We start from the raw sequence: 8411 nt of genomic DNA, 5'->3' as shown, positions 1-8411 counted from the left end.
GTGAACCCTGGCGTAATCGACATGTTCCTGCCTCCTGCTGATCGTGAACTGACTCACAACCAGATTGACGCAGAGGGCGTGCGGACAAATGGTGCCGGCGCACCGGCACCATTTGTCCGCTTCGGCAACAGTTAGGCGGGCCGCGGGCCGGGACACCGTCGGGCCGGGTGGCTACGCTGAAGGTATGAACCTTCCTCCCGTCGCCGCCCAGCAGCCCACCCGGCGCATCCACCACAACGACGTGTTCATCGACAACTACGAGTGGCTGCGCGAGAAGGAGGCCCCGGCCGTCATCGCGCACCTCGAGGCCGAGAACGCCCACACGGATGCCCGCACCGCTCACCTGGAACTGCTGCAGGAGCAGATCTTCGAGGAGATCAAGGACCGCACCCAGGAGACCGACCTCAGCGTTCCGGTGCGTCGCGGGCAGTGGTGGGAGTACACCAGGTCGGTCGAGGGCATGGAGTACGGCATCCACTGCCGCGCTCCGATCAGCGGGCCGGATGACTGGACTCCCCCGGTGATCGAACCGGCCACGGGCTCAGCGCCCTCCGGCACAGCGGCCGCCACTGCCGGTCTGCCCGGCGAGCAGGTGCTGCTCGACGACAACGCCGAGGCCGCCGGCCACGACTTCTACTCGCTGGGCAGCTTCGACGTCAGTGACGACGGCACCCTGCTGCTCTACGCCGTCGACCTCGAGGGCGACGAGCGCTACACGGTGCGCGTGCGCACCATCGCCACCGGCGAGAACCTCGCCGACGAGATCCCCAACACCAGCGCCGGCGCCCTGTTCGACCCGAGCGGCCGGTACATCTTCTACACGACCGTCGACGACGCCTGGCGCCCAGACACCGTCTGGCGGCACGAGGTGGGCACCCCGGCCGACACCGACGTGACGGTGTTCACCGAACCCGACGAACGCTTCTGGGTGGGGGTGGGCCTCTCCCGCAGCAACCGTTACCTCATGATCGAGGCCGGCTCCAGTGTCACCACCGAGACGTTCCTGCTCGACGCGACCGACCCCACCGGCGAGTTCAGCGTGGTCTGGCCGCGGCGAGACAACGTGGAGTACGACGTGGAGCACGCGGTCATCGACGGCGAGGACCGCCTGCTGATCGTGCACAACCACAACGCCGTGAACTTCGAGCTGGTCAGTGTGCCGGCGGAGGACCCGCAGAGCGAGGGCCGGGTCGTGCTCCCGCACAACGAGGCCATCCGGCTCGAGAGCGTCGACGCCTTCCGCGACTTCGTGGTGGTGGAGTACCGCAGGGACGGCCTCACCCGGGTCGCCTACGCCACCAGGCGCGGCGGCGGACTCACCGAGCTCAGCTTCGACGAGGCGCTCTTCTCGGTCGGCACCGGCAGCAACCCGGAGTGGACCCAGCCCACCATCCGTCTGGGTTACACCAGCTTCGTGACCCCGTCGACGATCTACGACTACGTCGTCGCCACCGGCGAGCTGCGCCTGCTCAAGCAGCAGCCCGTGCTCGGCCACTACGATCCGACCCTGTTCGAACAGCGCCGCGAATGGGCCGTGGCCGCCGACGGCACCCGAGTGCCCATCTCCATCGTCTACCGCAAAGACCTCGTCGAGCCCGGCACCCCGGCGCCCACGCTGCTCTACGGCTACGGCTCCTACGAGATCAGCATCGACCCGTCGTTCAGCATCGCCAGGCTCAGCCTGCTCGACCGCGGCATGATCTTCGCCGTGGCGCACGTGCGCGGCGGCGGCGAGCTGGGCCGGCTCTGGTACGAGCAGGGCAAGACCCACCGCAAGCGCAACTCGTTCACGGACTTCATCGCCTGCGCCGAACACCTCATCGACTGCGGCTACACCTCGGCCGACCGGCTCGTCGCCGAGGGCCGCAGCGCCGGTGGCCTGCTGATGGGCGCGGTCGCGAACCTGGCCCCGTCGCTGTTCAGCGGCATCCTCGCCGGGGTGCCGTTCGTCGACCCGCTCACCTCGATCCTCGACCCGAGCCTGCCGCTGACCGTGATCGAGTGGGACGAGTGGGGCGACCCTCTGCACGACGCCGAGGTCTACTCCTACATGAAGTCGTACTCGCCGCTGGAGAACGTGCACCAGACCCACTACCCGAGGATCCTCGCGGTCACCAGCCTGAACGACACCAGGGTGCTCTACGTCGAGCCGGCCAAGTGGGTGGCGAGACTGCGCGAGGTGGGGGCGGATGCGCTGCTCAAGACCGAGATGTCGGCCGGCCACGGCGGCGTCTCCGGCCGCTACGCCGGCTGGCGCGAGCGCGCGTTCGACTACGCCTGGTTGATCGACGCGGCCGGGGCGCATCCGTCTGGCGAGGGTGATCTGGCCACGGCGGCACTGGACGCGATCGGCGCCGACTGATCCACACCGAATCGGAGCCGGAACCAACTAAGCTGGCGCGGTTGGACGTGTGTAACGAGGGGCGGGGGACCCATGCAGGGCATGGCGTCGACCGCGCCGACCGCGGTTCCTGAGCCGCGAACGGCGGCGCACACAGTGGCGCAGTCGGAGGCCCATCCGCCGCTCTCACCTGGTCAGCTCCTGGCCAACCGTGTTCTGCTGTGGGCGATGCCGACGGCCCTGGTCGTCTACGTGCTGATTCTGGTGCTTCTCGGCACCAACTCGCTCGTCGACGTGTGGGTGGTGCTGCTCGGCGACTGGGCCGCCGTGCTCCTGGTCTGGCTGGCCTGGGCCCGGGTGCGCTCTGGGCGGCCGGAGATCATTCTCACGGCCCTCGCGCTGACCGCGGTCGCCCTCGGCGACACCGCCGCCCGGCTGCTGCCCACCGACTCAGGGAGCACCTGGCTGCCCACCCTGGCCGACCTCTGCTACCTGCTCTTCTACGCCCTCGTGATCGCCGCGCTGGAGGTTCTCGCGCACCGGTCCCTGCGCGGGCAGGGCTGGCCGGTGCTGCTGAGCAGTGCCGTGGGCGGGCTGGGGGCCGCGTCGATGTTGGCCGTGGCGCTCACCGCGCCCGTCGAAGCCGGCTTCCACCAGCCCCTCTCCGCGGCCGGGCTGATGAGTATCGCGTTCCCGGTGGCGAACCTGCTGCTGGTCGCCGTGCTCGCGGGAATCGCGTCAGTGCCGGTAGTGGTGCTGGGCCGGCACGGCGTGCTGCTCGTGACCGGGTTGGTCGTGTTCGCCGCGGCCGATGTGGTCGAGTCGCTGGAACCGGCGTCGGGCTCGTTCGTGCCGACGGCGCTCAACGTCGCGTGGGCCGCCGCGTTCGTCCTGATCACGCTGTGGCTCCTGCTCTCCGTCCATCAGCGGCGGCTGCCTCCTCGCGTCCTGGTTGCCGACGATTCACCCACCGCCACCATCGCCGTCGCCGTTCCCCTGGCCGCCACCGCCGGAGCGCTCGGCGTGCTCATCCTGGCCAGCCAGCTGCACGTGGCGATGCTCGCGGTCTGCCTGGCCGGCGGCACGCTCGCCCTGGCCACGATTCCCCTGGCGTTCCGGCAACGGATGCTGCACGCCCTGTCGCACACTGACGAGCTCACCGGCCTGCCCAACCGTCGTGCCCTGGCGCTGGAGGTGGAGGCTCGCCTGCGGGAGTCCGACGCGCCGGCGAGCGCGCTGCTCGTGCTCGACCTCGACAGGTTCAAGGAGGTCAACGACAGCCTGGGTCACGAAACCGGTGACCGCCTGCTGGGCCTGATCAGCGAACGCCTCACCGGCGTCCTACGCTCCGGCGACCTGCTGGTGCGCCTCGGCGGCGACGAATTCGCGGTGCACCTGCGCCATGCAGACGCCCAGCGGGCCCTCGCGATGGCCCGTCGACTGCGGGCCGTGACGGCCAGGCCACTGCTCGTGGACGGCCTCAGCCTGGAACTGCAGCTGAGCTGCGGCATCGCCCTCTCCCCCGACCACGGCAGCGATCTGGGCGACCTGCTGCGCGCGGCGGACATTGCCATGTATGTCGCGAAGTCCACCCGCGCTGGGCAGCACACCTACTCGGCCGTCGACGATGAGAACGACGCCACCCGGCTGCGCACCCTGCAGGACCTGCGGGTCGCCCTGGACGAGGGCCAGCTGCTGCTGCACTACCAGCCCAAGGTGAGCCTGCGCACGAACACCGTGCACGGCGTCGAGGCGCTGGTGCGGTGGAACCACCCGACCAGGGGCATGCTCTACCCCGGCGAGTTCCTCGAGGTGGCAGAGCAGGGCGGTCTGATGCGCACGCTGACCAGCACCGTGCTCACCCTCGCGCTCGACCAGGCCGCGCTCTGGCATGCTCGCGGCCTGCCCCTCACCGTGGCGGTCAACCTGTCGTCCCGTTCGCTGGCGGACTTCCGGCTGCCAGGGATCGTCGTGGCCATGCTCGCGGACCGCGACCTGCCCGGCTCCGCGCTGATGCTCGAGGTGACCGAGGAGTTCCTGCTCGTGGACCAGGACCGGGCCCGCGGCATCCTGCAGCAGCTGCGCGCCGCCGGCGTGATGATCGCCGTGGACGACTTCGGCACCGGGTACAGCTCGTTGGCCTATCTGCGCGACCTGCCCATCGACGAGCTCAAGCTCGACCAGTCCTTCGTCATCCCGATGCTCGACGACGAGCGGGCATCCGCCCTCGTCGCCTCGTCGATCCACCTGGGCCACAGCATGGGCCTGCGCATCGTGGCCGAGGGCGTGGAGACCAGAGAGGTGCTCGACCAGCTGGCGATTTTCGACTGCGACATCGCGCAGGGCTACTTCCTCTCCCGCCCCGAACCAGCCGCAGGGCTCGAGGCCTGGCTCGCCTCCCGTCCCGCGCTGGGCACAGGAACTGGGCCGGCGGCGGACACCGGAATAGAGTGACCTCGACGTTCACGCCGGCGTCCGGAACGAAGGAGCACACCATGCAGATGGATCGCATCGACCTCGAGCCGCGCACCCTGCTGGGTGTGCACGAGACCGTGAGAATGGCCGATCTGACCGAGTACTTCGGGCGGGCCTTCGAGGTCTCGTCCGCGGCGATCGCCGGGCAGGGGCTGGTTCCCACCGGTCCGCCCATCGCGCTGTACCACGGCATGCCCACCGACACCATCGACATCACGGCCGGCTTCCCGGTCGACGCGGCGGCGGTCGCCGGCGACGGCCTGGTGCTCACTCCGCTTCCCGTGGGGCCCGCCGTCGCCACCGTCTACGTGGGACCCTACGACGGCATGACCCGCACCTACGACCAGATCGCCGCCTGGCTGCAGGCCGAGAACCTCACCCCACAACGGGACATGTGGGAGGAATACCTCACCGATCCGGACGCGAACCCCGACCCGGCCACCTGGCAGACCCGGATCGTGTTCCCCCTCGCCTGACGCCTCACCCGGTGCCTCGCACGGCGACGCCGCTCCCGGGGTGTCTGGAGCGCGTGAGAGCATGGAGCCATGCCTCCTTCCGCCCGTTCGGGTTCGGCCGACTGGAAAACCGCCGTCGCCGCACTGACCGGAACCGGAGCCGTGCCCGGAACCGACGCGGACTCCCCCGGCGTCTCGGCGGATGCATCCGCCGCACCGGGGTCATCGCGCACCAGCATGGGCCTGCTGTTCGAGCTGCGGGAGCAGACCCCGCGCAGTAACGAGCGCTGGCGTGGCGCCACGGCCGTACGCGCCTCGGCCACCAGGTCACGCACGAGCGCGGTGCGGCTCGGCGTGCGGCCGGTCATGCAGAGCGACTCCGGCAAGTGGGTGAAGTCCACCATCACCTGGAGCAATGTGGGATACCAGCTCAACCGGCTCAACCTCAACGTGGAACAGCACCGCTGGTTCTGCCAGTTCGTGCCGCTGCACCGGGTGGACCGGCCGGTGTACAACGGGCAGGACACCGAGTGGCTCTATCTGGACGAGTTCGAGAGCCCGCTGCTCTGGCACCTGCTCGCCGAAGCCGGCCGGCTCGGCATCGCCTTCGCCGGCAGCCACCGGGATGCCCTGATCACGGTGGGACGCACGGCGACCGTGGCCCTCGACGCCGCGCTGACCGCCACCGCGCTCACCCTCGCCCCGCGGCTCGACATCGACGGCGAGACGCATCCGGTGGTGGATGCCGGCGCTCTCAGCACCCACGGTGTCTACGCGTTCAGGCTCGGCGCCGAGCCCGCCATCGTGCTCGCGCCCACGGCCGAGCCGCTCAGCGCCGATCAGCGCCGACTGCTCGGTGCCGTCAGCCCGGGCTCGACGGGCCTGATCGTGCCCGCCGGCGAGGTCGATGAGTTCCTCACCGCGTACTACCCGGCACTGCGGCGCGGGGTGCCGGTGACGAGCACGGATGCGTCGATCGAGTTCCCGCCCGCGCCTCCCCCTGTGCTCGTGCACACGGTGAGCTTCGAACCCCAGCAGGCCGTACGGCTGGACTGGCAGTGGGAGGGTGAGCGCGACGAGGCGGCAGAGGGCGATCTGCTCGACCGGGTGACCACCGCGATTCCCGATCTGGCGGTGCCAGAGCCCGGCTCCGGCCCGGTGACGTTGACGGGTCTGCCCGCCGCCGAGTACGCCGACAAGTCACTGCCCAGGCTCGACGACATCGACGGGGTGAGCGTGCGGGTGCGCGGTGACCGGCCGGACTACCGCGAGCTCACCGGCACGCCGCATCTGACCGTGACCACCCTCGAGACCGAGAAACGGGACTGGTTCGATCTCGGTGTGCTCGTGCACATCGACGGCCGCAGTGTGCCGTTCAACCCGATCTTCACCGCTCTGGCCAAGGGCAAGAAGAAGCTGTTGCTCAGCGACGACAGCTACCTCTCGCTCACCCAGCCGGTGTTCGACCGGCTGCGCGACCTGATCGAGGAGGCCAGGGCCCTGCAGGAGTGGGAGACGGGCCTGCGCATCAACCGGCACCAGGCCAGCCTGTGGAGCGACTTCGAAGACCTCGCCGACGAGACCGACCAGGCCGTGTCCTGGCGGGCCGCGGTGGGCGGGCTGCTCGACCTCGAACGCGGAACCGCCGCCCTTCCCCGCAGCACCCCGCTCCCGGCGGGGCTGAACGCCACCCTGCGCCCGTACCAGGTGGCCGGTTTCGAGTGGCTGGTCTTCCTCTGGGAGCACGGGCTCGGCGGTATCCTCGCCGACGACATGGGGCTGGGCAAGACCCTGCAGGTACTGGCGCTGCTCAGCCACGCGGTGCAGAACCCCGCCGAGGCGGAGAGCGCGGAGCCCCGCCGGCCGTTCCTGGTCGTGGCACCGACATCCGTCGTCTCGAACTGGGTGGCCGAGGCGGCCAGGTTCACGCCGGGGCTGCGGGTGGGCTCGGTCGCGAGCACCCAGGCCACCAGCGGCCGCGCCCTCGCCGACCAGGCCAGGGACGTGGATGTGCTCGTCACCTCGTACGCGCTGTTCCGGCTCGACTTCGACGCATACCAGGCCCTCGGCTGGGCCGGGCTGATTCTCGACGAGGCGCAGTTCGTGAAGAACCGCACCTCGCAGCTCTACCGCTCCGCCCTGTACATCGACGTGCCGTTCACCCTGGCCGTCACCGGCACGCCGATGGAGAACAACCTGCTCGAACTCTGGGCGCTGTTCTCGATCGTGGCACCAGGGCTGTTCCCGTCGGCGCGCCGGTTCACCGAGGAGTACCTCCGCCCGGCGGAGCGGAAGGTGCGCTCGCAGCAGGAGCTCGTCGACAAGCTGCGGCGACGCATCCGCCCGCTGATGCTGCGCCGCACCAAGGATGTCGTGGCCCGCGACCTGCCGGCCAAGCAGGAGCAGGTGCTGCGCATCGACCTGTCGCCGGAGCACCGCGAGATCTACGACACCTTCCTGCAACGGGAGCGGCAGAAGCTGCTCGGGCTGATGGACGACCTCGAGGCCAACCGGTTCATCGTGTTCCGGTCGATCACGCTGCTGCGCATGCTGAGCCTGGATGCGTCGCTGGTCGACGACGAGTACGCCGGGGTCTCCTCCAGCAAGCTCGACGCGCTGCTGGAGAAGCTCGACGAGGTGGTGGCGGAGGGGCACCGGGCGCTGATCTTCAGCCAGTTCACCTCGTACCTGGCCCTCGCCGCGGCGCGACTGGAGAAACGCGGCATCCCATACAGCTACCTGGACGGTTCCACCACCGACCGCCCGGCCGTGATCGACGCGTTCAAGACCGGGGACGACCCGGTGTTCCTGATCAGCCTCAAGGCCGGCGGGTTCGGGCTCAACCTCACCGAGGCCGACTACGTCTTCCTGCTCGACCCGTGGTGGAACCCGGCGAGCGAGAGCCAGGCCATCGACCGCACCCACCGCATCGGCCAGACCCGCAACGTGATGGTCTACCGGCTGGTGGCGGCCGACACCATCGAGGAGAAGGTGATGGCGCTGAAGGAGACCAAGGCCCAGCTCACCCAGGCCGTTCTGGACGACGACGCCCTGTTCGCGGCCTCGCTCACGGTGGCCGACCTCCACAACCTGCTCCAGTAGCTCGCGAATGATTGTTGCGTCAACTAAACCGGCGGGTG

At 69.7% G+C, this 8411-nt stretch carries 4 protein-coding genes; all 4 read left to right on the top strand.

Annotated features, from left to right (window positions below; all coding sequences use genetic code 11):
• The first annotated feature begins 184 nt into the window (after nucleotides 1-184).
• The 4 genes from K2F54_RS16100 to K2F54_RS16085 all read left to right on the top strand — a co-directional run bounded on the left by K2F54_RS16100 (nucleotide 185) and on the right by K2F54_RS16085 (nucleotide 8373).
• Complete coding sequence (locus K2F54_RS16100; protein WP_220606869.1) at nucleotides 185-2362, top strand: S9 family peptidase; 2178 nt, start codon at nucleotides 185-187, stop codon at nucleotides 2360-2362.
• An 81-nt stretch (nucleotides 2363-2443) separates the two neighbouring features.
• Nucleotides 2444-4795: a putative bifunctional diguanylate cyclase/phosphodiesterase gene (locus K2F54_RS16095; protein WP_220606868.1), complete on the top strand. Its 2352-nt coding sequence runs from the start codon at nucleotides 2444-2446 to the stop codon at nucleotides 4793-4795.
• A gap of 41 nt (nucleotides 4796-4836) precedes the next feature.
• The gene (locus K2F54_RS16090; RefSeq protein WP_220606867.1) at nucleotides 4837-5292 is read left to right on the top strand and encodes a GyrI-like domain-containing protein; all 456 of its coding nucleotides are present in this window, start codon (nucleotides 4837-4839) and stop codon (nucleotides 5290-5292) included.
• Between the two features lie 69 nt (nucleotides 5293-5361).
• On the top strand, nucleotides 5362-8373 hold the full coding sequence (locus K2F54_RS16085) for a DEAD/DEAH box helicase (protein WP_220606866.1): 3012 nt from the start codon (nucleotides 5362-5364) through the stop codon (nucleotides 8371-8373).
• Nucleotides 8374-8411 lie beyond the last annotated feature (38 nt).

Source organism: Cryobacterium inferilacus (genome assembly GCF_019599185.1).
Taxonomy (GTDB): Bacteria; Actinomycetota; Actinomycetes; order Actinomycetales; family Microbacteriaceae; genus Cryobacterium; species Cryobacterium inferilacus.
This window is presented reverse-complemented; position numbering and strand designations above follow the sequence as displayed.

Bases quoted from the DNA above. Each gene is read 5' to 3' on its own strand.
- K2F54_RS16100 (WP_220606869.1), top strand. From the start codon at position 185: ATGAACCTTCCTCCCGTCGCCGCCCAGCAGCCCACCCGGCGCATCCAC.
- K2F54_RS16095 (WP_220606868.1), top strand. From the start codon at position 2,444: ATGGCGTCGACCGCGCCGACCGCGGTTCCTGAGCCGCGAACGGCGGCG.
- K2F54_RS16090 (WP_220606867.1), top strand. From the start codon at position 4,837: ATGCAGATGGATCGCATCGACCTCGAGCCGCGCACCCTGCTGGGTGTG.
- K2F54_RS16085 (WP_220606866.1), top strand. From the start codon at position 5,362: ATGCCTCCTTCCGCCCGTTCGGGTTCGGCCGACTGGAAAACCGCCGTC.